Source organism: Vibrio coralliilyticus ATCC BAA-450, assembly GCF_000176135.1.
GTDB classification, from domain to species: Bacteria; Pseudomonadota; Gammaproteobacteria; order Enterobacterales; family Vibrionaceae; genus Vibrio; species Vibrio coralliilyticus.
Window position 1 is genome coordinate 878,759 of sequence record NZ_ACZN01000017.1, and the last position, 23,841, is coordinate 902,599.

General features: G+C 47.5%; 21 protein-coding genes. 10 read left to right on the forward strand and 11 right to left on the reverse strand.

Annotated features, from left to right (window positions below; genetic code table 11):
* Positions 1 to 9: 9 nt before the first annotated feature.
* From VIC_RS19065 to VIC_RS19075, 3 genes are all read right to left on the reverse strand, one after another.
* On the reverse strand, positions 10 to 2,112 hold the full coding sequence (locus VIC_RS19065) for an ATP-binding protein (RefSeq protein WP_039952213.1): 2,103 nt from the start codon (positions 2,110 to 2,112) through the stop codon (positions 10 to 12).
* 5 nt (positions 2,113 to 2,117) lie between these two features.
* Positions 2,118 to 2,618, reverse strand: coding sequence for a putative pterin-binding protein (locus VIC_RS19070; RefSeq protein WP_039952214.1), 501 nt, complete (start codon positions 2,616 to 2,618; stop codon positions 2,118 to 2,120).
* Between the two features lie 123 nt (positions 2,619 to 2,741).
* A complete protein-coding gene (locus tag VIC_RS19075) occupies positions 2,742 to 3,194 on the reverse strand; it encodes an Lrp/AsnC family transcriptional regulator (protein WP_006961848.1) in 453 nt (150 codons plus the stop codon).
* Between the two features lie 122 nt (positions 3,195 to 3,316).
* Here VIC_RS19075 and VIC_RS19080 point away from each other — a divergent pair, with 122 nt between their 5' ends.
* Complete coding sequence (locus VIC_RS19080) at positions 3,317 to 3,982, forward strand: glutathione S-transferase family protein (RefSeq protein ID WP_006961849.1); 666 nt, start codon at positions 3,317 to 3,319, stop codon at positions 3,980 to 3,982.
* 43 nt (positions 3,983 to 4,025) lie between these two features.
* Here the strand turns inward: VIC_RS19080 and VIC_RS19085 are convergent, their stop codons facing one another.
* The 6 genes from VIC_RS19085 to puuE all read right to left on the reverse strand — a co-directional run bounded on the left by VIC_RS19085 (position 4,026) and on the right by puuE (position 10,771).
* A complete protein-coding gene (locus VIC_RS19085; protein ID WP_006961850.1) occupies positions 4,026 to 5,948 on the reverse strand; it encodes a methyl-accepting chemotaxis protein in 1,923 nt (640 codons plus the stop codon).
* A 344-nt stretch (positions 5,949 to 6,292) separates the two neighbouring features.
* Positions 6,293 to 7,603, reverse strand: coding sequence for a urate hydroxylase PuuD (locus VIC_RS19090; RefSeq protein ID WP_006961852.1), 1,311 nt, complete (start codon positions 7,601 to 7,603; stop codon positions 6,293 to 6,295).
* 66 nt (positions 7,604 to 7,669) lie between these two features.
* Positions 7,670 to 8,233, reverse strand: a complete 564-nt coding sequence (locus VIC_RS19095) for an ureidoglycolate lyase (RefSeq protein WP_006961853.1) — start codon at positions 8,231 to 8,233, stop codon at positions 7,670 to 7,672.
* 14 nt (positions 8,234 to 8,247) lie between these two features.
* Positions 8,248 to 9,234 carry an allantoicase gene (gene alc / locus VIC_RS19100; RefSeq protein ID WP_021455252.1) on the reverse strand — a complete coding sequence of 329 codons (987 nt, stop codon included), beginning with the start codon at positions 9,232 to 9,234 and terminating at the stop codon, positions 8,248 to 8,250.
* A 96-nt stretch (positions 9,235 to 9,330) separates the two neighbouring features.
* Positions 9,331 to 9,846: a 2-oxo-4-hydroxy-4-carboxy-5-ureidoimidazoline decarboxylase gene (gene uraD, locus VIC_RS19105; RefSeq protein WP_006961855.1), complete on the reverse strand. Its 516-nt coding sequence runs from the start codon at positions 9,844 to 9,846 to the stop codon at positions 9,331 to 9,333.
* 1 nt (position 9,847) lies between these two features.
* Positions 9,848 to 10,771, reverse strand: a complete 924-nt coding sequence (gene puuE, locus VIC_RS19110) for an allantoinase PuuE (protein WP_006961856.1) — start codon at positions 10,769 to 10,771, stop codon at positions 9,848 to 9,850.
* A gap of 351 nt (positions 10,772 to 11,122) precedes the next feature.
* Between puuE and uraH the strand changes: the two genes are divergently transcribed.
* The 6 genes from uraH to VIC_RS19140 all read left to right on the forward strand — a co-directional run bounded on the left by uraH (position 11,123) and on the right by VIC_RS19140 (position 18,349).
* Positions 11,123 to 11,476 carry a hydroxyisourate hydrolase gene (gene uraH, locus VIC_RS19115; RefSeq protein WP_006961857.1) on the forward strand — a complete coding sequence of 118 codons (354 nt, stop codon included), beginning with the start codon at positions 11,123 to 11,125 and terminating at the stop codon, positions 11,474 to 11,476.
* A gap of 137 nt (positions 11,477 to 11,613) precedes the next feature.
* Positions 11,614 to 12,957 (forward strand): NCS2 family permease, encoded by a 1,344-nt coding sequence (locus VIC_RS19120; protein ID WP_006961859.1) that lies wholly within the window; start codon positions 11,614 to 11,616, stop codon positions 12,955 to 12,957.
* Positions 12,958 to 13,120: 163 nt separating this feature from the next.
* Positions 13,121 to 14,524, forward strand: a complete 1,404-nt coding sequence (locus VIC_RS19125) for a nucleobase:cation symporter-2 family protein (protein WP_006961860.1) — start codon at positions 13,121 to 13,123, stop codon at positions 14,522 to 14,524.
* A gap of 134 nt (positions 14,525 to 14,658) precedes the next feature.
* Positions 14,659 to 16,020: an 8-oxoguanine deaminase gene (locus VIC_RS19130; RefSeq protein ID WP_006961861.1), complete on the forward strand. Its 1,362-nt coding sequence runs from the start codon at positions 14,659 to 14,661 to the stop codon at positions 16,018 to 16,020.
* Between the two features lie 169 nt (positions 16,021 to 16,189).
* The gene (locus tag VIC_RS19135) at positions 16,190 to 17,041 is read left to right on the forward strand and encodes an alpha/beta fold hydrolase (protein WP_006961862.1); all 852 of its coding nucleotides are present in this window, start codon (positions 16,190 to 16,192) and stop codon (positions 17,039 to 17,041) included.
* Positions 17,042 to 17,200: 159 nt separating this feature from the next.
* Entirely contained in the window at positions 17,201 to 18,349 is a 1,149-nt protein-coding gene (locus tag VIC_RS19140; RefSeq protein WP_006961863.1) for a winged helix-turn-helix domain-containing protein, read from the forward strand.
* A 78-nt stretch (positions 18,350 to 18,427) separates the two neighbouring features.
* On the opposite strand, the gene VIC_RS19145 is transcribed toward VIC_RS19140, so the two are convergent.
* Positions 18,428 to 18,928 (reverse strand): GlcG/HbpS family heme-binding protein, encoded by a 501-nt coding sequence (locus tag VIC_RS19145; RefSeq protein ID WP_006961864.1) that lies wholly within the window; start codon positions 18,926 to 18,928, stop codon positions 18,428 to 18,430.
* A gap of 171 nt (positions 18,929 to 19,099) precedes the next feature.
* Here VIC_RS19145 and VIC_RS19150 point away from each other — a divergent pair, with 171 nt between their 5' ends.
* Both VIC_RS19150 and VIC_RS19155 read left to right on the forward strand, forming a co-directional pair.
* Entirely contained in the window at positions 19,100 to 19,780 is a 681-nt protein-coding gene (locus VIC_RS19150; protein ID WP_006961865.1) for a response regulator, read from the forward strand.
* Entirely contained in the window at positions 19,758 to 21,161 is a 1,404-nt protein-coding gene (locus VIC_RS19155) for a sensor histidine kinase (protein ID WP_006961866.1), read from the forward strand. Before VIC_RS19150 ends, VIC_RS19155 begins: the two co-directional genes overlap by 23 nt.
* A 42-nt stretch (positions 21,162 to 21,203) precedes the next feature.
* On the opposite strand, the gene VIC_RS19160 is transcribed toward VIC_RS19155, so the two are convergent.
* Entirely contained in the window at positions 21,204 to 22,652 is a 1,449-nt protein-coding gene (locus tag VIC_RS19160) for a coniferyl aldehyde dehydrogenase (RefSeq protein WP_006961867.1), read from the reverse strand.
* Positions 22,653 to 22,914: 262 nt separating this feature from the next.
* On the opposite strand from VIC_RS19160, the gene VIC_RS19165 reads away from it, so the two are divergent.
* On the forward strand, positions 22,915 to 23,802 hold the full coding sequence (locus VIC_RS19165; protein ID WP_006961868.1) for a LysR family transcriptional regulator: 888 nt from the start codon (positions 22,915 to 22,917) through the stop codon (positions 23,800 to 23,802).
* The last annotated feature ends 39 nt before the right edge of the window (positions 23,803 to 23,841 follow it).

Below are 23,841 nucleotides of genomic sequence, written 5' to 3' on the forward strand. Positions count from 1 at the left end.
ACTACAAACTCATGCGTGTTTCTCTAACATCCCTTTCAACCACTCTAACTTAAATGGTTTAGGAAGCACGTTATCAAAGCCTTGCTCTAGGTAGTTCTGTACATCACTTTCAAACGTGTTGGCGGTCAGCGCGATGATTGCGGTATCTGGTGCAAGGTTGTCACGCTTTATCTGTTTGAGTGCTTCTAACCCATCCATGACCGGCATCTGGATATCCATAAAGATAATATCGAAATGCTCATGATTAAGTAAGTCGACACATTCCTGCCCGTTGTTCACGGTGGTGACCTCTGCCTCCAAGGTTGCCAGCATTTTCTGAGCGACGATTTGGTTCATACGAATGTCTTCAACCAACATAACGGAGACCCCAGAAACGTCGTCCCCACCCACAGTGCGCTCTTGTTTTGAATCCGTTTTAGCCATCGCTTGTAAACAATCGAGCAAACTAAATAAGTCGTACGGCTTACTCAATAATGTCATATTTTCGCTCGGCGGAAGTGTCGTATTGATATTCCCATACACAATGAGTGTTTGGTCATCACGGCAGTGCGCTTGTTTGAGCGTATTTTCCAAAACATCATCACTGCGCAGATAACATAATACCGAATCCCCATGAGCGTCATACAGCTCCAGCTTGTTAAGCTCTTTGATAATCAATTCAGTCGCATAGCGGTTATCTGATACTACTCTCACTGATCCTGTCGCCAGCTTGTCACTGGCTAAAGGGGCGGAATCAGTAATACTCACGGGGACTTCAATTGAGAATTCACTACCCTCACCCAGCGAGCTTTCTACACTGATAGCGCCACCCAACAAATTCACTAAAGACTGACATATCGACAGCCCCAGCCCGGTGCCTCCATACTTTCGGGTAATCGAGTCATCTGCTTGGGTAAACTCCTGAAACACTTTATCCAATTGCTCCTGAGTCATACCAATCCCAGTATCCTTCACCACAATATGCAGCATCCCAGACTCTGAACTAAGAGATATGTGGATCTCGACATGACCTGATTCCGTAAATTTGAGCGCGTTGTAACCTAAGTTATTGATTATCTGGACGAGCTTAGTTTTATCCGACTTTATCTTATAGTTTCGATCCAAGGATACTGAAAAGAAGACATCTACCGCTTGCTGCTTATCGAAGTTAATAAACACGGTTTTAGAGACATCAATCAGCTCACTGATAAAGAACTCATCACTGTCCAATTTGGACTTACCTTGCTCAATCTTGCTGAGGTCTAACACGTTGTTAATCAGCTTAAGCAAGTGCTCACCAGAGCTGTTGATCATCGAAAGGAAGTGTCTGGTTTGCTCATCAGACGATTGGTAATACTCTTTCTGACTCAACCCGATAATTGCATTCAGAGGAGTTCGCATTTCATGAGACATGTTGGCGAGAAATCGAGCTTTCGCAATAGAGCTTTGCTCAGCGTTGCGCTTCGCCTCTTCCATCACCTTGGTTCTTTCCTCTAGGTCTTTACTTAACCGAATCTGGTGCAGATACATCCATGAAATCACACCAATCATCAGCATGGAACACAACAAAATGATGCCTAAATAAACATACTGTTTGTTATAGAAAGATTCTTTGAAATCGAGAAACTCGATCTGTTGACGTTGTACTTCGGCGACAAAGTCAGCTAGGTAAATATTGAGTCTCGAATAAGTACCATCAATACGATTTATCACTGTATCGATATTTTCCACATTGGTAAGGCTAAGCTGGTCTATCGAGTCGAAAACAGATCGAATATCCTCAACAACTTGCTGAAGTTCATCCACGTTACCAAATTTTTCATGAACACGATTGGTTCGTTCAGCGAGGAGGTCCTGCAGGATACTCGACTTATAAATTCTGGATTTAAATTTGAGTTTTGACAGGCTTTTCTTATCTCTAAGGGCGGAAAAGGAAAGCACTTCAGATTTTACGAACAGCAGTTTTGTTTTAGCTGAAATGTTGTTGCTGATGATCGTAACGTAAGGCTCAGAGGATACATTTTTGATTTCTGTTACAGAGTAAAAAACATAGGCAATGACCAACAAAAGCAGAGAGCACAATGCCGAAATAATCACAACAAAGTAACGTCCCCTATCCCAAAACCGTTCCATACTGCTTACTCGATAACAATCTCTCGAACTTGCCACACGGACAGGCTATAAAACAGATCGTTTTGGATCTTGGGGTTATCAGTGAAGGGGAATACAACGAAGAACGGACCTTTACCATCAATGGTCATTTTGATGCCATCTTCATGCGTCGCAAGCAAAACACCGTATTTTTTGATGTCTGACATCGGAATGCTGACCACATATTCATCCCAAGCAATGACTTTGACCGTCGAACCTTTAGCACCCACATAATCCAACAAAGCACTCATTTTCGGTCCTTTGTATTCGACAACATCAGAAACCACATGGTTATTGGTCTTAATCGTTCCTTGCTCAAGTTGCTTTATCATCGCGGAATCGAGCTCAACACCATCGGCAGTGTTGGATTTGGTAATCTTTCCCGATACCCAAAGAATTGGGTCACCTTCCGGAACCGGCAGAGCGTAAACCACATTGGATAACATCAAACCAACCACCAAAGTGCTAAACCAAGTTGTTCTGCGCATAGAGACCCCTCGAATATCCCGCTTCAATCATTCACACTATTTATCAGTGTTCAGAATCAGTATAGACAAGGATTCATTAAATGCCTTTTCAAGCCTTTGAAGTCAAAACAAAAGCTGCACATTTCACACAGGAAGTTCAAGACCAACTTTACCCGGTTGAATCACGACTTTGGTCGAAAACTTTTTGATATTTTGGTTGGACATAAACAGACGCCTCGATAGTGCATCATAGGCCTTCATATCCTGAGTGACGACAATGACGACAAAATCCACGTCGCCCGCTACGTAATAAAACTGCTGAACCTGAGACTCAGCTTCAAGCGCGTGAATAAACTCATCTAGCGCAGTTTCTCCACCACGCTCCAGAGTGATATCTACCAGTGTGGTGATGAATCCCGGCAGTTGACTAGCATCCAGCACCGCCACTTCTTGCTTGATCACCCCCTGTTGTTTGAGTTTTTTGATCCGCCGCTGACAGGCCGATGGTGATAAACCAATCTCAGCACCTAATACTTCGCTACTGATTCGACTGTTGTTCTGAAGAGCTCGAAGAATGTGATGATCAAAAGCATCCATGCCATTATTCCGCGTATAATTGAATTATACGCCTTTTTATAGGCGTTTACATGTCGATATTCAAGCGAACTAACAGCGGAGCAACCTTATAATAGGGCCATCATCATCAGAAAGGACGCAACATGAAACGCATTCTCTACAGTGGTAATCGCAATGCCTCTAGCTGGGCATTCAGGGCTTGGTTGGCGTTAAAAGAACAGGGGATTCCTTTTGAAGAGCGGATTATGGACATTCGCCGCCCGCAACGTTGGGAAAACCTGCAGCATATCGGCACCTTTTCTCCACCGGCAGCAGTGCCCGTGCTGGATGACGATGGCCTGATCATTTTTGACTCACTGGCGATCGCAGAATACGCCAGTGAACTCGGTGAAGGTAGTTTGTGGCCAGAGGACATTGGCGCACGGGCGAAAGCCAGATCGTTTGCCGCCTGGCAGCATTCCACTTTTGGCCGTGTCTGCTCAGCATTATCGTTTGAAAGTGCATTTTATCCAGACAAAAAAGCGCTGAGCCAAGATGAGACAACGCAAATTGAAGCCATTTATCAGCTCTGGAACGACACCATTAACGAGTACGGAGGGCATTACTTGGTAGGAGAGTTTTCCATCGCCGACATTATGCTGTTGCCTTCGGTGGTGCGTTTCTCTTCTCACCTTGAGGCCGATGAACGATGGCCTTATACCCAACGTTGGTTCAGTGAACTTCTCAATCGCCTATACGTAAGAGAATGGCTAGATGAAGCTTCCCAGCAGGAGCCTATCTATCTGCCTGGCTATCGCAACGATCCCTAGCCTCCAATAAAAAGCGGCCTTATGGCCGCGGCCGCCTTACGAGTTAGAACTTGAACTTCGCCACCAGCTGGCTGAGAGAATTCACATTCTCTTTCAGATCGGCACAATGATGGGAGGTTTGATTCACCATCTCAGTGTTGCTGCGTGCCACATCAGCAATACTCGATATATGCGGAGCAATTTCATTGATAACCTGAGACTGCTCATTGGTCGCAGTGGCGGTCTGGCTACTCAGTTGGTGAATCTCATCAACAAACTGATTGATAGACTCTAAGTGCTTCTCTGAAGCCTGAGCGGCGGTTAAACACGCTTTACCGGTACTGTGACTCTGGCCAACTTCTTTCACCACCGTATCGCTGAGGCCCTGAAGATTTTCGATAATGGTGCGAATTTCACTGGCTGAATCCTGCGTGCGTGACGCTAATGTGCGTACTTCATCCGCTACCACAGCAAACCCTCTCCCCTGATCTCCCGCACGAGCTGCCTCTATCGCCGCGTTGAGTGCAAGCAAATTGGTTTGCTCCGACACGCCACTGATCACATCCAGTACCGTATCAATGGCGTTGATATCATTAGAGAGTTTCTCAATACTCTGACTACTCTGATCCAACTGTCGACTCATCGCTTCGGTATGAGAAAATGTGTCACTGACCGATGACAAACCATGTTTCACTTCTACTGTCGCTTGCTGCACATTGTCTGACGTATTGTTGGCATTGCTGGCGATCTCTTCCGAGCTAGCGCTCATTTCATGGATCGCTGTCGCAACTTGGTCAATGTTCTGCTCCTGCCCTTGGATCTGATGTTTCATCTCACTGGCTTGAGAATCAATATGATCAATGGTTGCCACCAAATCAGCGCGCGAGCGGTCGATCTCTTGTAAGACATTGCCCATATAAGCAACGAACTGGTTGTAACCACGGGCAATGCTGCCGACTTCGTCATTACGGCTTTCGTCCAGCCTTTGCGTCAGGTCACCACCACCGCCGCCGATTTCCAGCAGCAAGTCTGCTGTGGTCGACAGAGGTTTAAGCAAAGCATTCGTCATATAAGCACTGATGACAATAAAGAGTAAGGCCACCACCACACCGATGTAAGTCATGGTCTGAATGAACTGATTCAGCTCCGCCAGCACTTCACTTTGGGGCTGAAGAGAAACTAGTGTCCAACCTAGCTCTGGCAAAGCAATAAACCCGACAATCATGGCGCTGCCGTTCACTTCAGCTTCAATAATGTGTGAGTCTGTGTCACTGAGTTTACCCAGCTCCGCTGCCAATTCTCGCAACTGTAAGTCGTTGAGTGATTTACCAACTAGATTGGCATCTGCGTGAATTTTCACTACTCCTTGATTGTCGACCAGCATCAGTTGACCTTGCTCACCCAGTGAGTAGTTGGCGACGGTTTTCCCCATATTTTGTAGCGACAAGCCAATCCCGGTAACACCAATACGCTTGCCTTGTTGCATCACCACATGGTTAACAAACACAGTCGCTACACCAGTAGAGTCATCGACATCAATCGATAGCTCGACTTTCTTGCCACTGGCGAGAAAGCCATAAAACCATTGGTCATCATTAGACTGCGCCGACATGTCTTTCAATTTGCCGGTCGGAATGTAGTAGCTACTATCAACGGTATTAACGTAGAACGCCGTCAGTGCACCGAACTGTTGCTTGATACGGCTAAGGATGTCGACGATTTCTGCACTGCCTTCTCCGGTAAATTCGGTCAGCTGGGAAAGCTCTGACATCACATCTGCGATAACCAGCGGTTTCTCCAGCTCAAGCTTAATTTTGTTACTCACTTCTCCCAACGAAGCCGGAAGCTGCTGTGAATAGGTTTGGTCGAGAATGATCTTACGACCTTGGCTCACGGTGGTACTGATCAGTACGATGATCACCAGAACCACTGCCAATACTGTCGCCAGTATGGTTTTGTGTCTGATGCTGATGGCTAATTTCGTCACATCTAAATCCTTTTATAATTGACCAATGTAGGGCGCATCTAATGAGCCCGTGAAAAGAGAAAGAAGGTAGAAATGTCGCTCTCAGCCTTTCATTCACAACTAATGCGTTACCTATCAATAGTAAACGTAGCACAGCCGAAATTTCTGCATGCGTTGATTGAAGGTAAACATCACAACTTCAACAACCTTGCATTTCTTGCTTCTTAACACCTATAAAAAACCCCGGAACACGTTCCGGGGAAAGGGAAATACACTGTCTGGAGACAGCTGGGAATGAGGAGTCTATGTCAGCCTGAACATAGGATGACAGGAAGTCAGGCTGACACTCAGTCCCGCAAGGACAGTTATTGGATAACTGCACCTTGTTCCACCCAAACTCCGATAAGGGATCGTTCCTCATCAGTCATCTGAGTAAGGTTGCCCAGCGGCATCACTTTAGTCGCAACGGACTGAGAAATGATGCGTGGAACGTTCGTTAAGATCTCTTCAGGGGTATCCAGTACAACTCCTCCAGGCGCAACCGCAAATGCTGCGTGCGTTGGCGTGGCAGAGTGACATACAGAGCAACGCTCCTGAATGACCTTGTTCACTTCGGCAAAGCTGACACCACCTGTTGCAGGTGCTGCTTGCTCCTGAGGAGCCGCCTGCTCAGCGGTTGATGCCGATGCGGTTTGATTTGCTTCTGTTGTTGCAGCTTCAGCAACAGGCGCAGCCTGCTGTTGTACAACCGGTGCTTTCGCCACTGGCGCTGCAGGTCGGTTCGCATAAGGAGAAGTCACAAATGCCAACGTGATCATACCCAAAGCCGCCACAGGGATCGTCCAGGCAAATTTCTGACTGCCATGACGTGTGTTGAAATAGTGTCGTACTAGGATACTGAAGATCGCCAAACCCGCTAGAATCGCCCAGTTGTACTCCGAACCGTAAGTGCTCGGGAAGTGGTTACTGATCATGATGAACAGTACAGGCAGTGTCAGATAGTTATTGTGACGAGAACGCAGTAAACCTTTCGCTGGCAGTGCAGGATCCGGTTCGCGGTTTTCTTCAATCGCACTCACCAGATTGCGCTGCGCTGGCATGATAACGCGGAAAACGTTACCCACCATGATAGTACCTATGATGGCACCAACGTGGATGTAAGCACCACGACCACTGAAGACCTGAGCCAGTCCGTAGGTCGCACCGACAAGCAGTACAAACAGAACCAGTCCCAGCAACATTGGGGTTTTGCCTAAAGGCGAATCACACAAGAGATCGTAAATGAACCAGCCCGCGACTAACGCACCCACACCAATCGCAATAGCAGTGGTAGGTGACAGGCCAGAGCCTGGTGCAATCAGATAGATTTCTGCGTTGAGATAATAAACAACCGCCAGTAGCAACACACCAGTAATCCAAGTGAAGTATGCTTCCCATTTAAACCAGTGCAGGTGCTCTGGCATTTCTGGTGGCGCAAGCTTGTACTTTTCAAGGTGGTAGATACCACCGCCATGAATTGCCCACAAGTCGCCTGACAGGCCAGTTTTCGGGTTAACGCGGTTTAGGTTGTTCTCCAACCAAACAAAGTAAAACGATGCGCCAATCCAGGCGATCCCGACTATCATGTGAACCCAGCGAATCGCCAGATTCAACCACTCCGTGATATGTGGATCCATAATAAACTCCTATTTACTGCCAACGCTTTCCATCACAAGGGAACCCTGTGATGGGCAGTGCCAACATTACAACGCTTGTTCCATGCGTTGCTCTTCATCCGTGCTGCTGTTGCCTGGAATATCTTCCAGATGCAGAGAGACCAAATCGGTGTCGAAAAACACTTCATCACAGTTATGCCCTTCACCACCTCGATCGACGATCAAAAACTGATCACGCTCGGTCAGCGCCAACACCGGGTGGTGCCAAACACCTTTGTGGTAATTGACACCTTGTCGGCCATTGCTGATAAAGGCACGGCTTTGCGACAACTGCGGGTCATCTCCTTTCGGTGCAACAACAATTAAATATGGTCGCCCAAGCAACGGAACGAAGGCCTGTGAGCCAAGCGGATGACGTTCCAGCATTTTTATCGTTAACGGGTAACTCAGCGGCGTGGCCTGAAAGATACTGATGATGGCTTCACCACCTTGATCTTGTACATCCGTGCTCGCTAGCTTGTGGTAACGACGGGTCGAGCCGTTATTGATCATAAAGTAGTCGCTGTTTTCGACTTCAATAACGTCTCCAAATTCTGCAAACGCCTCTTTGGTGAGTGGCTCTATTTTTAATCGGCGAATTCCATTGCTCATTGTGCTTCCCTCGCTTATTCCGCTTTAGTTCCAAATAAACGCAGACGGCTAATACCACCATCCGGGAAGATATTCAGACGAACGTGCGTCACAGCACCCAGTTCATTCACTTCAGAGACAAACTCATGAATGTCGTGTGCCTTGAGCTTCTGCGCAGGCAAAAGTTCACGCCAGAACAGGCTTTGTGTCGCTACTTGGTCATCCGTGCCACCTTTAACGTAGGCCGCCTGAATAGAGCAGCTGTCTGGGAAGTTGCCTTTAAAGTGCGCAGTATCCACCACAACACGGTCAATATTGCCAGCATGGCCCAGCGCAACGATCACCCAGTCATTCCCTGGAGTACGTCGACGTGCGGTTTCCCAGCCATCCCCCATATTTTCGCCTCGTCCAGGGCCAAGAATGTTTGATTTATTACCATAGTGCTCGTCACTACATGCCAACGCACGACCACCATTTTCAACAGCGGCTAAGTCCACTTTCTGCTGAGCATCAATGCGGTCCCAATCCACGCTTGGTCGGCCGTAAACACGAAGACGTGCAACACCGCCATCTGGATAGATGTTAAGACGTAAGTGAGTGAACACTTCGTCGCTTTCAATTTGCTCAAGGTGATGATGGTCGCCTTGCAAGCTCATTGACGGCAGAATTTCTTGCCACTCAGTGGCATCCGTTGGGTCGCCATCTGGTGAGTAACACGCATCAATAGATGCCGATGGTGGGAAGTTGCCCGTAAAGAAAGAGGTATCGATATCAACGCCTGCAATTGTGCCAGCTAGGCCTAGACGAATCACACAATAGTCGTAGCCTTCACCACGTTTACGGCGGCTTTCCCAGCCATCCATCCATTTACCATTATCGTCATAAACACCCTCCTTCCACTCCGGCGCTTCACGGCGCAAAAGGCGGCTTTTATCAGCAAAGAAATCGTCGGTCGCGTAAATAGCTTGAGCGCCCAGTTTGTCATCAGCGAGGTTTATGTATTGTTCAAAATCTAAGGACATTTCCTTCATCCTTCCAATTAATCAAAAATAGGTTAAGTGAGTCAGTTATCTGCTCTCTAGAGAGCGTTATTACGGGATAGTCGCCAGCTCTGTGACTTACATATCTCGCAGGCGAAACAGCGCAATCTTGTTGATTTCCTGAATCGCAGTAGCAAACTCAGTTTCACTATCATTTCCTAATCGCATCTCGAACGACTCAAGAATTTGGTAACGATTGGCCCCTTTCACAGCCATAATGAAGGGAAAATTGAAGCGACTTTTGTAGCTGTTGTTATAAGTGGTAAATTTCTCGAACTCGTCCGCAGAGCATTGGTCAATGCCCGCCCCCGCTTGTTCAGCAGTCGAGGCTGCGGTCAGTTCCCCATTAACGGTAGCACGTCCGGCTAAATCCGGGTGAGCGTTAATCAGATCCAGTTGTTGATCTTTGTCTGCACCCAGCAAGGTTTTAGCCATACGCAGGTGCAAGTTTTCAATTTTGTTGTCTTCGGTATTAAGCCCTTGATCGAATACCGATTCGGCCACCCATGGGCTGTGCTCATACACATCACCAAAATGCGAGACAAATTCCGCGCGAGCCATCTCTGATGGTTTACAAGTACGAAATTCAGTCATATTACTTCTCCTTTTTTGGTGTGTATGGGTGGTGCTCATGCCAGTGGTGAGCAATATCAATGCGGCGACATAGCCACACATCATCATGTTGTTTTACGTAATCGAGAAAACGCTTGAGTGAAGCAAGACGACCGGGTCGACCAATCAATCGACAATGCAATCCGACCGACATCATCTTCGGGGCGGATTCCCCTTCTTCATAAAGAGTGTCAAACGTGTCTTTCAGATACTGGAAGAATTGCTCACCAGAGTTGAACCCCTGAGCGGTAGCAAAACGCATGTCATTAACATCCAAAGTGTATGGAATCACCAACTGAGGACGACCCGCTTCAGTGTGCCAATACGGCAAATCGTCATCATAGGCATCGGAGTCGTATAAGAATCCGCCTTCTTCCGCCACCAAACGGCGGGTATTTGGCCCAGTGCGACCGGTATACCAACCGAGTGGTCTGCTACCTGTGATCTCTTTGATGATTTCAATCGCTTTTGCCATGTGGTCACGCTCTTGTGACTCATCCATGTACTGATAATCAATCCAACGATAACCGTGGCTACAAATTTCATGGCCTGCTTGCACCATGGCTTCTGCCACGTCAGGGTGTCGCTCAATCGCCATAGCCACCGCAAAAACGGTGAGTGGAATTTCGTATTCGTCAAACAGGCGTAAGACACGCCACACACCAGCACGACTACCGTATTCATAGATAGACTCCATGCTGATATGGCGCTCACCCTTAATAGGTTGAGCGGCTGGGATTTCAGATAGAAAGGCTTCGGACTCGTCATCTCCATGCAGAAGGCAACGCTCACCACCTTCTTCATAATTCAATACAAATGACACTGCGATACGAGCACCGCCCGGCCATTTGGGATGCGGAGGATTCGCCCCATAGCCAACCAGATCTCGTGAATAATCCTTATCCATTCAGGCTCTCCTTAAAAAGCTTGGCGCGATTGTAACGCCACATCAACTTCATACATTCATTGTATACAATAAAATATCTTAATGTAAAGATTTTGTTGCTAAAGTTACTTTTTATCAACATAAGCATATTAATCAATTAGTTACAAATAAACGCACTTCAATACAGACGAAATTACACTTCACATAATTCATTTTTCAATTTATCCACTAGTAACATTTTTATAACAACGAGCTTTACTATATGAATATTTTGTGTACATATATAGGTATCCAACAAAGTTTAAAAACAACTTTGTATACAATTTAAAATAACCTCAAAGCTAAGGAGAGCGCGACGCGCGAACAGGAATTATGGGAAAACTAACCACACACGTATTGGATACAATGCATGGCCTGCCAGGTGCAGACATCGAAGTTGAACTGTTCCGAGTGGAAGGTGACAACCTAACCAAGATTAAAACCGTCACGACTAACTTTGATGGCCGCACTGACGCGCCTGTTTTAGAAGGCGAAGCTTTTGAACTTGGAAAGTATCAGCTTGTTTTTCACGTTGCCGATTATTTTCGCAACAAAGACGTCGACCTGGGCGACATTGCCTTTCTCGATGACGTCGTGATCCGTTTTGGATTGGGTGAGAAAGATGCGCACTATCACGTGCCGCTACTGGTTTCACCGTATAGCTTCTCGACTTATCGGGGCAGCTAACTCAATAACGATAAGCGTCACCTAACAGCGTCATATAACTATTCAATCGGGATAATTGAAGTTCGTCTGAGACAGAGAAGTCCGGGCGAAGTGCGGTCTTCAATTGAAGAAACACCAAAATAAAAGGACTTGCTGACATGAATGAAAGCAAAGCAGAAGTGCTTAATACCGAAGGTCAACCTAGTGGCTTTTTGGAGCGCTTTTTCAAACTGAAAGCACATGGAACCAGTGTCAAAAATGAAATGATTGGGGGCATCACCACCTTTGCCACAATGGCGTACATCATTTTCGTAAACCCTCAGATCATGGCCGCTTCTGGAATGGATTCAGGCGCCGTCTTTGTCGCAACCTGTATCGGTGCAGCCATCGGCTGTCTATTAATGGGGCTGTTTGCTAACTGGCCTGTCGGTCTGGCACCGGGTATGGGCCTCAACGCGTTTTTCTCATTCACCGTTGTCAGCGAAATGGGTTACAGCTGGGAAGTGGCACTAGGTGCGGTGTTCCTCTCTGGTATCCTGTTTGTCGGGATGAGCTTCTATAAGATTCGTCAGTGGATCATCGAAAGTATTCCTGAAAGCTTGCGCTTCTCTATGACAGCCGGTGTCGGACTATTTCTTGGTCTGATTGGTCTTAAAACCGCAGGCATTGTCGTCGAAAACCCAGCAACTTTGGTCTCACTAGGCGATTTCACCAAGCCAGATGCCATGCTCGCTGCCATCGCATTCCTTATCATCGCTGTGCTCAGCGAACGTAAAATCTTCGGTGCTGTTCTTATCGGCATTCTGAGTGTGACTCTGATTGGCATGATGCTAGGGCTGGTGCATTACAACGGCTTCTTCTCTGCACCGCCAAGTATTGCTCCAACCTTTATGGCAATGGACATTTCTGGCGCATTTAATATCTCAATGGTGAGCGTGATTCTAGCCTTCTTGTTCGTCAATATGTTCGATACTGCAGGTACCCTGATGGGCGTGGCAGAGCGAGCACACTTGATCAACAAGGAAACAGGTAAGATTGAAGGCCTAAGCAAAGCGTTGAAAGCCGACAGTATCTCTAGTGTGGCAGGAGCGTGTGTAGGTTGTCCTCCGGTAACTAGCTATGTTGAAAGTGCCGCTGGTGTAGCTGCGGGCGCTCGTACAGGTCTGTCTGCCATTGTGGTTGCTGCGCTTTTCCTCGCGGCAATATTCTTATCGCCTCTGGCGGGGATGATTCCATCGTACGCGACCGCTGGCGCACTGATTTATGTAGCCTTTGTGATGATGAGCAGTATGCAGCACGTCGACTGGAAAGACTTCACTAATGGTGCTCCTGCTGCGATTACAGCACTGATGATGCCACTGACCTTCTCGATTGCTAACGGTATCGCGTTAGGCTTCATCACTTACACTGTGCTCAAAGTTGCCACGGGTAAAACCAAAGACGTCTCTATCTCGATGTACATCCTGACAGTCATCTTCGTTGCCAAGCTGATTTACATCTAATTCATCTCCACCACCTCGCCTGAGCTTCTGCTCAGGCGAGACTGTTACACGTAAAATCCATCGACCCTACGCAGTTTGTAGAAGTCTGTCACCTGTTTAGTGGGAGCATTCCCCACTCAACGAGAGATAACCAATTACGCCAACTCTCTCTGAGGTAAAACAAATGAAACTTCTGTACACGCTTGACCAAAAACCGCCTCATGGCATCACTTTACTCCTTGCACTCCAGCATATGCTGGCGTCTATCGGCGGCATTGTTGCCGTTCCTCTCATCGTCGGCGCCTCTATTGGGCTTCCCAACGAAGAAATTGTTTCTCTGATTAATGCCGCCCTACTCGCCTCAGGTATTGTCACCATAGCGCAGTGTCTCGGCTTAGGTCCGATTGGTATTCGCTTACCTGTGGTAATGGGCTCCAGTTTTGCGTTTCTTGGCGTCGCCATTGCGATAGGCCTCGAAGGCGGTGTGGCCAGCATCATGGGATCGGCGTTAATCGGCTCACTGGTGGTGATTCTCGCCAGCTTCTATATGGACAAGGTACGCAAGCTCTTCCCGACCGTGGTCAGCGGCGTGGTCGTCACCTTGATTGGTTTGACCATATTGCCAGTCGCAATGAACTGGGTTGGCGATGCGCCTGCCGCCAGTGAAAACTTCGCGACACTACCCAAGCTTTTCCTCGCCATAGTGTCACTGGGCATTGTGGTCGCGGTATCAGTTTACTGTAAAGGTGCCGTTGCAGCATCCGCCATCGTTATTGGTCTGGCTGGCGGTTATATCGTTGCCCTTTCCATGGGCATGGTCAATCTGGACGACGTCTCGACCGCCGCTTGGGTCGGTGGCCCAGAACCGCTTAAATACGGTTTAAGCTTTCACGCCAGCGCCATTGTCAGTATGAGTTTGGTTTACATTGTCGTGATCGCAGAAGCCACAGGCGACTTCATGGCGCTCGCCAATAACTGTAACAAGCAAGTATCAGGTAAAGATTTACAACGTGGCTTGCTGGGCGATGGCCTCGGCAGCACGCTTGCCGCAATTCTTACCGCGATGCCACTGGCTTCATTCAGTCAAAACGTTGGTATTGTCGGCATTACCGGCGTTGCCAGTCGATTTGTCGTTGCTGCAACTGGTGGCTTGCTCATCCTAGGCGGACTCTTCCCGAAACTGGCTGCGATTGCCGTCACCATTCCAAAGCCGGTATTAGGCGGCGTCGGTTTTGTGATGTTCGGTATGATTGCTTATGCTGGGATTCGTATGCTGATCACAGCCGCGGACACCAAACGTAACGCTCTGGTGATTTGTGTTGGCCTTGCTTCAGGTTTGGCGGTCACGTTTGAGCCGCGTCTGCTACAGCACTTACCACATGATATTGCTAACTTCCTTCACTCAGGTATCACAACGGGCACCATCGCAACCGTTCTTCTGCATCAACTGTTACCTAAATCGAGCCGCAGAGAAGAGCGCGATGCACTCAAAGAGAGCCGCGATCAAGTGCAAGAAGAGCTGGCACAGTCTAAGAAAGAAGAGCAGACACCAGACGCACAAAGCCCGTTGAAAGCTCAGCAAGAATAACGACTGTTTCGGTTGTTCCTCTCTAGAAGCAACCGAAACACACTTAGCGTCAGACCAGTCTGGCAATAACTCAACCTAAAATCGATCAAGACCCTCTCCCCTGAAATGGCTGAGATGGCTAAGGATTACTATGAATGGAAACCATCTGGATTAAGAATCCACTGGCAATTTACACTGCAAATCATCAAGACGCGCAAGGCGGCTTGGTGGTGCAGGGAAACAAGATTGTCGAACTTATCGCAAAAAACGAGACGCCGTCTCATCAGATAGATTACGTCGTCGACGCCTCGCACCATGTGGTGACCCCCGGCTTAATCAACGCCCATCATCACTTCTACCAGACTCTGACTCGCGCCTATCCTGATGCCTTGAACAAAGAATTGTTCCACTGGCTGCAAAGCCTGTACCCAGTGTGGGCGAATCTAGACGAAGAGATGATGAGTGTCGCGACTGAATTGGCACTGGTGGAACTGATGCTATCTGGCTGCACCACGGCATCCGATCATCACTACCTACTGCCAAACGGACTCGAACATGCGATTGATCTTCAGGTTGAAGCGGCGCAAAAACTCGGCGTACGAGCCATCTTTACCCGCGGTTCAATGAGCCTCGGCGAAGATGAAGGTGGCCTTCCTCCTCGTCACACCATTCAGACAGAACAAGCGATTGTCGATGACAGCCAACGCTTGATTCGCCAATACCACCAGCACCACGATGGCGCCATGACGCAAATCGCCCTCGCGCCGTGTTCGCCCTTCTCTGTAACCACAGATCTGATGAAGGAAACTGCTTACATTGCCGCGCAGGAAAACGTCATGATGCATACGCATTTGTGTGAAACACTCGACGAAGAAGATTTCTGTCTGCAGAAATTCGGCCTGAGACCCGTCGACTATCTCGAAGACGTTGGTTGGCTGAATGATAGAACCTGGCTGGCACACGGTATTCATTTCAATCAAGAAGAGATTCGCCGTCTTGGCAAAGCAGGTGTGGGGATCAGCCATTGTCCGACATCGAACATGATGTTGGCATCGGGGATCTGCAAAAACAACGATTTGGAGGCCGCTGGCGTCAAAGTCGGTTTAGGTGTCGACGGTTCGGCATCCAACGACGGCTCTAACATGATTGCCGAAGTTCGTATGGCGATGTACTTGCAACGATTGCAATACGGCTCAGCCAATGTTACCCATTTCGACGCCCTTCGCTGGGCAACACAAGGCTCTGCTCGTGCCATGGGCCGTAGCGATATCGGTGAGCTGGCCGTCGGAAAACAAGCCGATCTTACCATGTTCAAGCTCGATGATATCCGTTTTTCTGGCAGTCACGATCCGTTAGCCGCTCTGATCTTATGTGGCGCACAGCAAGCAGACCGAGTTATGGTCGCGGGCCACTGGCGCGTGCTAAATAGTGAAGTGATTGGTGTCGACTTGCATCAGCTACTCGAGCGGCATAAACACGCCGCCGCACGTTTGGCGAAAAAAGCACTCGGTGAATAAACCTAATTCAGCCCTAGCATCACGCTAGGGCTTTTTATAAGATAGATTCAATTCCATTATCCAAAAATCCCCTAATGAAACTGATCCGTTGACGCTTTTTCCTCTTTCTATTTAAACAATCACTTTGTTAAATCTGAAGGGGTCGCTTGCGACCTGAAAAAGGAACAATATGTACAACAAGACGACAAGTTTTATTCAAACGGATGGGTTCAGACTAAAAGTCATTGAGCAAGGCCAAGGACCAACACTTCTGATTATCGGTAGTGCAGATTATTACTACCGCATTATGCCTGTCGATATCTATCAACATTTTTGCTGCGTATTCATTGATCACCGAGGTTTTGCGCACTGCGAAAGGCCTGTGAATTTAAATGACGTGTCATTGGAACAGATATCGCAGGATGTTGAACTAGCCTGCAGACAACTCCACGTAGAACGTTGTTGGGTGATGGGACATTCTGGCCATGCCTATATGGCTCTCGACTTCGCCTACCGATTTCCAACTCGCGTAAAAGGGTGTGCTTTAATCGGCGCTTCGCCAAGCTTATCAGAGGAAATACGAACTCTGCAGATGGCTAATTGGGAAAAACATGCCTGTCAGGATCGCAAAACGGCCTTTGAGAAAAGCATTGCGTTGTTGGAAGGCGATATTCAGCTTGAGCCACATCGAAAGTTTTCCCATCTCTGTCGGAGATTAGGTCCAATGCGCTGGTTTAATCCAGACTTCGATGAGCTCCCATTGTGGCGAGATATTCCAATGCATACCGCATTGCTCGATAAACTATGGGGCAATGAGTTCGCTTATTTGGACATCAGCGCCTACACGCAAGCTATTGCGCTACCCACACTGGTGCTAGGAGGTCTTCAAGATTTCAGCATCGCGCCACTTTCAGCGTGGTCAGACGTTCACCCTCCTTTCTGCAACGCAGACTTTATCAGTCTACCAGAGTGTGGTCACACTCCGATGTTGGAACAGCCAGACGCATTCATTACCGCCTTAAGGGACTTTATCACTCACTAAAACTTGGCCTCGGGATACTTCCGAGGCTTATCTTTTGTTGATAACTCGATCTTCCCCACCGAATGCTTCGAGCGCTTTCATTACACTGGTGTATCCAATTTACACTGCAAATCAGACTCTCACCCACCCGAGTAGGTAGATACAGGATTCACTCTCAGTATGGAAACACTCTCAATTGCACAGGCTCAGAAGCTTGCTCTACTGTCCCAAGGTTTACCACAAAACCCGAAATCAGGTGGTGCGTTACAAAACACGCTTTCAACATTTGAGCGTATCGGTTATGTGCAAATCGACACTATCTCGGTCGTCCAGCGCGCCCACCATCACACCTTGTGGAGCCGCAATTCAAAGTATCAACCCAATCACCTCGATAAGCTGGTAAAAAATCGTTCTGTGTTTGAATACTGGTCTCATGCCGCCGCTTATTTGCCCATGCGAGATTATCGCTTCACTCTGCCACGTAAACAGGCCATAAAATCCGGAGACCAGAACCATTGGTATCGCCGCGACAACCAGTTAATGAATGACATCATGAGTCGAATTGAGCACGAAGGGCCATTAATGGCAAAAGACTTTGAGTCTGCGGGCGTCAAAAAACAGGGCTGGGGAACCAAACCCACTAAGCAGGCGCTGGAGAATCTCTACATGCAAGGTGATTTAATGATCACCGAGAGACGCAACTTCCATAAGGTGTACGACCTGACAGAACGAGTCCTGCCGCCAGGAATAGATACCTCAATGCCAAGCGACGAAGAATATGGGCGCTATTTGGTGATGAATTACCTCAGAGCGCATGGTTTTGGTCATCTGTCGGAAATCAATTACCTGCTCAAAAACACTAAGCAGTTGGTCAGCAACACGATGAAGCAGTTGTGCCAACAAGGTGAAATTTTCCCATTTAAGGTCGACGGCCACACCTATTACACGTTCCACGGCGCGTTGGATTTGCTTGGTAAGCGCCTCAATCGCCAAAAGGCCAAAATACTCTCTCCGTTTGATAATTTACTGATCCAGAGAAAACGTGCTCAGAAGATTTTCAACTTCGATTACCTGCTTGAGTGCTATGTGCCAGCGGATAAACGCCAGTTTGGTTACTTCTGCCTGCCTGTCATGTGGGATGGAAAGTTAGTCGCTCGTGTTGATTGCAAAGTAGACAAGCCAACCTCGACACTTCAGGCGCTAAGCTTACATATCGAACCCACACTGAGAAAGCGAGATGACTTTCACTCTGCCCTCGAACAAGAGCTGTCGGAGTTTGCCCAGTTCAACCAGTGTGAGCAGTTTAAAATCCAACAGATTCACGCTTAACCTTCAGATACAAACAAACCCCGGCCAGTGTCTCTGGTCGGGGAATTGAGTTCACTCAAAGGCAGTGGTTAACTCAAATTAGAACACTTTTTTAATTGCGGCATCAGCGCATTCCACATCTAGGTGACCACCCGGTGCTCCACCTACACCAACTGCACCGATTAGGTTGCCATCAAGCTGAACAGGAACACCACCCGCTAAGAACAGCAAGTTGTCATCCATATTTTGCAACGGCTGCATAATCGGCTTGTCAGCTATCAGCTTCATCAAGTTCCCTGACGGCTGTTTCATACTGGTCACAGTAAAGGCTTTCTTACGTGAACTGTCTAAGGTGTGGATGCCTGCACCGTCTGAACGAAGCTGAGCCAGTACATTGCCCGATAGGTCAACCACCGTCGCGGATACTTTGTAGCCTTTCACTTCACATTGATTAACGGCTTCTTTTGCCAGACTAAAAGCGGACTGAGACGAAATTTGCGTCACTGATACGGTGTGGCCTTTATCTGCGGCTGACGCATTAAAAGACATAGAAAGGAAGCCAAGAGACGCTGCTAGTACGCTAAGTTTGATAGTTTTCATGTTCACTCCTGTAAGGTAGACCTTGTTTGATTCGACAGGTACATCCTAACTAAGGCTCTATTACTGAAGACTTTCCCAATCATTACAAAGCTGTAATGTTGGTTAAATTCATGAAAGGTTGTTGGTAGAGTATGAAGGACTGTTTAGGGAGAGTGAGGAAATGGACAGCTGATGAAAATACTTTTGATTGAAGATGACACCCACATTGCACGCTTTCTTATCAATGGCTTCCAGCAGGAAGGCTGTACAATAACACACGCCACCAACGGCGTTGACGGATTGCATGAAGCCATCAGCGAATCTTACGATGTGATTGTGCTCGACATTATGCTGCCACAAAAAGACGGCTTTGAAGTCTTGGCTCAACTGAGAGGAGAAGGCCATGCAACACCAGTTCTCATCCTGAGCGCAAAACACTCTGTAGATGAAAGAGTCAAAGGGCTGCAATCTGGTGCGGATGATTATCTGGTCAAGCCGTTCGCTTTTCCGGAACTGCTAGCTCGCTGTCAGTCACTGGCCCGCCGAGGTCAGCAGAACCCTGCCCAAAGTTATCAATTGAGCTACAGTGAGTTATCGCTGGATCTGCTCAAACACTCACTTGAAAGAAATGGCGCCTCGATTCAACTCAATCAACGAGAGTTCATGTTGATCAAGCTGATGCTGGAAAACCCTGAAACCGTCATTTCAAAAACCGCCATTCTTGAGCAAGTCTGGGGGCATCAGTTTGATCCGCAGACTAATGTGGTGGATGTACTGGTATGTCGTTTACGCAGCAAAGTGGATAAAGGCTTTGATACCCCATTAATTCATACACTCAGAGGGGTTGGCTATGTCCTCAAGTCACAACATTGAGCAGGCACTGGCTAAGGCTCGCAACACGCTACTGATGCGTTTTATGGCGATCTTATTGCTGTGCTTGATACTGGTTGAAATAGTGGTGGGTGTGATGTTCTTCTTCGATTTATACCGCACCGAAAAGAAAATCCTCAACTCAATGGCCACAGAATACCAGCGTATTCTTACCTACGATTCAGCCGATCAACTGATTCACGTCATGACTGCCAATCCGCATCGCCTGATCGAAAACAATATCGCGGCCTTTTCTATTTCGAAAGAGCCTGCGGCAAGCCCCAACTTTGTCGCTGGTGATAACAACTTGCCAGCCGACATCAAACTCAATGATTACGTCACAGATGATAAATCCTGGTTCACGGCTTTCATTATTAACCCATATATGTCGCTGCAGATTAAAGGAGAAACGCTAGATTTTTGGTTAGTTCTCGACAATCAACCGCGTTACGCTATCGCCTATAAACAATGGCTGATGACTTTGTACGCTTTAATTGTGTTGGTTGCTATCACTACTTTGTTCACTCACCGCATTATTCGCAGCGCGATGTCACCACTGGTTACGCTCGGAGATTCGCTGGATAAGCTTAGCCAAGGCAAATTAGAGATGACGGACAAACCAGCCGCCACGCCGCAAGGGCTGAGCGTCATCAGTGCCAGTGTGCATGACGCTATCGCCCGATTGCATCATGTCACCACTACACTCAATACGACCGTCGATGCCATTGCTCATGATATCCGTACTCCCTTATCACGAATTACGCTCTCTTCACAATCCGCGCTGTTAGGCAGCAAAGACCCCCAGCAGATGGAGCACGCTTTATCTGATTGCGCTGAATATGCAATGCAGGCCAGCAATATGCTGACCGCTCTAATGAAGCTCAACGATGAGGTCACCGGCAAACGTCAGCAACAAAGCACCTCAACCAATGTCTCTGAGGTTCTGAAAACCGTTGTGAGCTGGTATGAAGACGTAGCGGATGACAAACAGATTCAATTGCAGGCAATAGCTGACGACAATCTCATCATTCAATCAGACCCAGAAAAACTCACACAGGCGCTGGTGAACTTGGTCGATAATGCAATTAAATACACCGAAACAGGCGGAAAAGTTAGTCTAAAAGCCGATAAAACCAGTGATCATCACGTTCAGATTCTTGTCTCTGATACGGGTATTGGTATCGACAAACAGTATCAGGATTTGATTTTCGAACGACTCTACCGCGTCGATGCCAGTCGCAGCAACATAGAAGGGTACGGACTGGGCCTATCACTGGCCGCCGCTATGGTTGATAACTTAGGTGGCAACATTCAACTGGTGTCTGAACCGAATCAAGGCAGTACATTTACGATTACGTTGACCGCGAACTCAAACAGTAATTGATAAAAAAGGGGACAAGCGTCCCCTTTTTAAATATCACACAGTTTATCGGCTGTAGCGCCATAGGCGGAACTTCACCAACAAATTAAACATCTTATTGTCCCATGGGGCAGCAATCATACTCGCGAGATCGATTTTCCCTTTCTTCACCACACCTTTTGCTTTGCTGAAATTCAGAAAACCCTCTTTACCGTGGTAATGTCCCATTCCTGAAGCGCCCACGCCGCCAAAAGGAATATCGTCTGCCATCACATGAATCATAGAATCGTTGATGCAAGCACCGCCAGAATGAGTCGTATCAAGGAGCTGATTTGCCCGGCGCTGATCATCATCGAAGTAATACAGTGCCAGTGGTCTCTCGCCCGCTTGAACGTACTCAGTCACTTCCGACATATCCGAATAGGTGATGACCGGAAGAATCGGACCGAAGATCTCTTCCTGCAGCACCAACATGTCGTTAGTTGGATTAAGCACAAGCGTCATTGGCATTTTTCGAGTGCCTGAAAAATCTTCATTTGCAGGATTTATCTCAATTAAGGTGGCGCCTTTGTCCTCTGCATCTTGCAGATACTGCTGAAGTCGATGCAACTGGCGTTCATTAATGATCGCAGTGTAGTCCTGATTGTTTTTCATGCTTGGATAACGGCTGGAGAACACGTCACTGAATGTCTCGCAAAACTCTTCCACTTGAGAGTGATGACAGAACACATAGTCAGGAGACACACACACCTGACCGGCATTAATTGCCTTACCAAATGCGAGACGTTTGGCCGCTTCTTTGGCGGAATAGCTATCGTGAATAATAGCGGGCGACTTCCCTCCAAGCTCCAGTGTTACAGGCGTTAAGTTCTCTGCCGCAGACTTCATCACCAATTTGCCCACGCTGGTTGCTCCCGTAAACACTAGGTGGTCAAAAGGTAATTTGGTGAACGCGCTGCTGACCTCAACATCGCCTTCCACGACTGCCACTTCATTCTCATCAAAAATTGAACCTAGCATCTCTTTCATTACCGTAGACGTCTTCGGAGCAAATTCTGAGGTTTTGATCATGGCTCGATTGCCTGCCGCCAGAGCACCGATAAGAGGTGATAAACCAAGAAAAATCGGGAAGTTCCAAGGGACAACGATGCCAATCACACCGAGTGGTTGATATCTAACTTCAACCCGAGACGGCTTAAGGGAAAGAGGCACATGGCGTTTTTGCGCTTTCATCCATTTGCGTAAATGCTTTTTGTTGTATGCAATACCTTCCAATGCAGCAAGAATCTCAACCATCATGGTTTCCGCCGAGCTGCGGTTACTGAAGTCAGCGCTGACAGCCTCAATAAGCTGATCTTTGTAGTCCAACACCGCGTAGTTCAGCTTCTTCAGCTTAGCGATACGCTCATCTGCATTTGGCATTGGGTTTTCTGCAAATGCTTGTTTCTGAACGTCAAGCACCTGACTTAGGTAGTCAAATGAAGAGTGTGTGTGGTCTATCATTACGGCTGTCATAGTTCTGTCCTCCAATCTGATTTACACAAATTATACGAAGAGAACGGCAATAAAATAATTGAATATTTTTATTATCCGTTACAAAAATTTGGAATAACCAAGTTTATACTGGAGCTATGCACAAAGTTTGTCGGTGTTGAAAAGATCCTTCATTAGCCAAACTGTACCAGTGGCATACAATCAATAGCCATGAAACCTAGAATCACCCCACACTGACTCATTTCCTAATGTGCTATGTGGCCGACAATTAAAGAGAAGAACTATGCTTGATGTTTCGGATATAAAGCTGCTGCAGAAAGTGACAGAATTGGGCAGTATTAACAAGGCCGCTGACGAGCTTTATATGTCGCAGCCAACTTTGAGCAAGCGTATTTCACGACTAGAACAGACTCTTAACGTAAAGTTGTTTTTCCGTCATAGCTCAGGAATGCAGCCGACTGATGTGACTAACTACCTGATAAAAAACGGACAGTTGGTGCAGGCCAAATTGGATTCAATGTGCCGACACGTTGAACGACTTGCCTCTCTGGAAGGCGGTAAGCTGAATATCGGTGTTGGGCCTATCATCGAACAACTTTACTTTCCCAAAGTCCTATTGGACTTTGTCGAGCAAACCAGTCAGGTCAAGACGTTACTCAAAACCGCGAATGCGAGTGAACTGCTCACTATGACAATGGATGGTCACCTCGATGTCGCAGTAGGGCCATTTAACATTGATGACTTACCCAATGAGCTTATTTCAGCCCCTGTGCAAGGTGCGCCCATTGTGTTTGTCGCTCGCCCAGAGCATCCATTGTTTAGCGACAAGAAACTCAATTGGGATAAGCTTAAACAGTACCCAGTGATTGCTCCTGATGCTGGCAACACACTTAAAAGCTATCACTCAAGTCAGTTCAACAGCGATTTCGTCCAGATAACCTGCGATAACTACACCACATCGAAATCTCTGGTGAAGACATCAGACTTTATCACCGCGGGTCCCAGACTGCTCTTTTCCCGCGAGATTCAAGAACAACAGTTAGCTGAGATTCCTCTAGAATCAAATATTTACTGGCAGTCATCGTGGATAGCACGGCGAGAAGCGGTCTACACCCCAACGGTCAACAAATTCATTAAGATTCTGGAATCTAACGCGCTCGCTGGAGGCTAAGTTCAGCCAACACTGGCCTGAGCGTAAAGGCTTCAGGCC

What these genes read in the sequence shown, in the direction of transcription:
- VIC_RS19065 (WP_039952213.1), bottom strand. Translation starts at nt 2,112, where the DNA reads ATGGAACGGTTTTGGGATAGGGGACGTTACTTTGTTGTGATTATTTCG.
- VIC_RS19070 (WP_039952214.1), bottom strand. Translation starts at nt 2,618, where the DNA reads ATGCGCAGAACAACTTGGTTTAGCACTTTGGTGGTTGGTTTGATGTTA.
- VIC_RS19075 (WP_006961848.1), bottom strand. Translation starts at nt 3,194, where the DNA reads ATGGATGCTTTTGATCATCACATTCTTCGAGCTCTTCAGAACAACAGT.
- VIC_RS19080 (WP_006961849.1), top strand. Translation starts at nt 3,317, where the DNA reads ATGAAACGCATTCTCTACAGTGGTAATCGCAATGCCTCTAGCTGGGCA.
- VIC_RS19090 (WP_006961852.1), bottom strand. Translation starts at nt 7,603, where the DNA reads ATGGATCCACATATCACGGAGTGGTTGAATCTGGCGATTCGCTGGGTT.
- VIC_RS19095 (WP_006961853.1), bottom strand. Translation starts at nt 8,233, where the DNA reads ATGAGCAATGGAATTCGCCGATTAAAAATAGAGCCACTCACCAAAGAG.
- alc (WP_021455252.1), bottom strand. Translation starts at nt 9,234, where the DNA reads ATGTCCTTAGATTTTGAACAATACATAAACCTCGCTGATGACAAACTG.
- uraD (WP_006961855.1), bottom strand. Translation starts at nt 9,846, where the DNA reads ATGACTGAATTTCGTACTTGTAAACCATCAGAGATGGCTCGCGCGGAA.
- puuE (WP_006961856.1), bottom strand. Translation starts at nt 10,771, where the DNA reads ATGGATAAGGATTATTCACGAGATCTGGTTGGCTATGGGGCGAATCCT.
- uraH (WP_006961857.1), top strand. Translation starts at nt 11,123, where the DNA reads ATGGGAAAACTAACCACACACGTATTGGATACAATGCATGGCCTGCCA.
- VIC_RS19120 (WP_006961859.1), top strand. Translation starts at nt 11,614, where the DNA reads ATGAATGAAAGCAAAGCAGAAGTGCTTAATACCGAAGGTCAACCTAGT.
- VIC_RS19125 (WP_006961860.1), top strand. Translation starts at nt 13,121, where the DNA reads ATGAAACTTCTGTACACGCTTGACCAAAAACCGCCTCATGGCATCACT.
- VIC_RS19130 (WP_006961861.1), top strand. Translation starts at nt 14,659, where the DNA reads ATGGAAACCATCTGGATTAAGAATCCACTGGCAATTTACACTGCAAAT.
- VIC_RS19135 (WP_006961862.1), top strand. Translation starts at nt 16,190, where the DNA reads ATGTACAACAAGACGACAAGTTTTATTCAAACGGATGGGTTCAGACTA.
- VIC_RS19140 (WP_006961863.1), top strand. Translation starts at nt 17,201, where the DNA reads ATGGAAACACTCTCAATTGCACAGGCTCAGAAGCTTGCTCTACTGTCC.
- VIC_RS19145 (WP_006961864.1), bottom strand. Translation starts at nt 18,928, where the DNA reads ATGAAAACTATCAAACTTAGCGTACTAGCAGCGTCTCTTGGCTTCCTT.
- VIC_RS19150 (WP_006961865.1), top strand. Translation starts at nt 19,100, where the DNA reads ATGAAAATACTTTTGATTGAAGATGACACCCACATTGCACGCTTTCTT.
- VIC_RS19155 (WP_006961866.1), top strand. Translation starts at nt 19,758, where the DNA reads ATGTCCTCAAGTCACAACATTGAGCAGGCACTGGCTAAGGCTCGCAAC.
- VIC_RS19160 (WP_006961867.1), bottom strand. Translation starts at nt 22,652, where the DNA reads ATGACAGCCGTAATGATAGACCACACACACTCTTCATTTGACTACCTA.
- VIC_RS19165 (WP_006961868.1), top strand. Translation starts at nt 22,915, where the DNA reads ATGCTTGATGTTTCGGATATAAAGCTGCTGCAGAAAGTGACAGAATTG.